We start from the raw sequence: 1705 nt of genomic DNA, 5'->3' as shown, positions 1-1705 counted from the left end.
GACATGGTCAGGGCTTCGGATTGGTCGTGGGTCACGTAGATCATTGTGATGCCGAGACGGTCATGCAGCGCCTTGATTTCGTATTGCATCTGCTCTCGCAAATGCTTGTCCAACGCGCCCAGCGGTTCATCCATCAGAACCACTGTCGGCTCGAAGATGAGTGCCCGCGCTAGCGCGACGCGCTGCTGCTGGCCGCCGGAAAGCTGCGAGGGGCGTCGCCCTGCGAAATTGGGCAGCTCAACCATATCGAGCGCGCGTTTGACCCGGTTGGCGATGTCGGCCTTGGCGACGCGGCGCACCTCAAGGGGAAAGGCGAGATTCTGTGCCACGGTCATGTGCGGGAACAGTGCATAGCTCTGGAACACCATGCCGATGCCGCGCTCATGCGGCGGCGTCTGGGTCACTGGCCGTCCGTCCAGCAGGATTTCTCCTGAGGTGGCATCCTGAAAGCCAGCAAGCATCATCAGGGTGGTCGTCTTGCCGGAGCCCGACGGGCCGAGCAAGGTGAGGAATTCGCCCCTGAGTACGTCGAGGTTGAGGTTTTTGACGACGAGGCCAAGGCCTCCATACGATTTCTGTACATTGATGAACCGGACCAGTGCGGTCTCGTCATGGGCTCGCGCGGGATTTGCCGACAAGTCGCTCATCATATCTGGCTCACGAATTTGCTGACGAGACAGGTCTCAAGGCCTTCGACACCGTTTTCGGCCCCGTGTCCGCTGTCCTTAATGCCCAGAAACGGCGTCTCGGGAAAGGAAATGGTAAAGCTGTTGATCCCGACCATCCCCGTTTCGAGCCCGCTGGAAAATGCCTTCGCCGCGTCTGCGGTCGCGCCGAAACCATAGCTGGCCAGACCGTAGGGAAGCCGATTGGCCTGCTTGATTCCACTTTCGATCGAGTCGATCGGATTGATCAGAGCCACGGGGCCAAACGGTTCCTCATTCATGACACGCGCATGTTCTGATACATCGCACAACACCGTCGGTGAAAAGAAGTAACCGGGGCTGTTACGCCGATGGCCGCCGGCACGCAGGTTAGCGCCGTGCTTTTCGGCATCGGCCACGAGTTCATCCAGCGCAGACCCGCGTCTCGAATGGGCAAGAGGTCCCATGGCCGTATCTTCCAGGAAGCCATCGCCGACCACAACGCCATCCGCAATGGCAGCGAAGCGTTCGACAAACTCAACATAGATCGCCTTGTGGACATAAAAGCGGGTCGGCGACACGCACACTTGGCCGGCATTGCGATATTTCGCCATCGCTGAAAGCCGCACGACGGCATCGATGTCGACATCACGGTCGACAATGACCGAACCGTGGCCGCCGAGTTCCATCGTTGTCCGCTTCATGCCTGCGGCGCAGAGCGCCATCAGATGTTTCCCGACGGGCACCGAACCGGTGAACGATACCTTGCGTATGATCGGGGAGGCGATCAGATACGATGAAATCTCGGCAGGTATACCGAACAGCATGGATATCACGCCCTTGGGAATCCCTGCATCGTCGAGCGCCTGGACGATCGACATGGCACTGGCTGGCGCTTCTTCGGGTGGTTTGAGAATGCACGAGCAACCCGCGGCCAATGCCGCGCCGAGCTTTCTGGCCGGATTGACGGCTGGAAAATTCCAGGGCGCGATCGCCAGCACCGGGCCGACTGGTTCCTTGACCACGAATTGCTGCATCCCTTCGATGCGCGAGGGTATGAT

At 59.5% G+C, this 1705-nt stretch carries 2 protein-coding genes; both read right to left on the bottom strand.

The features are described 5' to 3' along the window. The coding region (locus AC1D0I_RS32450) for an ABC transporter ATP-binding protein (protein ID WP_477400161.1) at positions 1 to 647 on the bottom strand (647 nt) is incomplete at its 3' end. Further along, positions 647 to 1705 (bottom strand): aldehyde dehydrogenase family protein (locus tag AC1D0I_RS32445; RefSeq protein WP_477400160.1); only part of this gene is annotated, 1059 nt, incomplete at its 5' end. The genes AC1D0I_RS32450 and AC1D0I_RS32445, both read right to left, overlap by 1 nt.

It is taken from the genome of Mesorhizobium sp. P2_D1, from assembly GCF_056404455.1.
The sequence above is the reverse complement of the archived record's forward strand: the minus strand, read 5'-3'. Positions and strand labels throughout refer to the sequence as shown.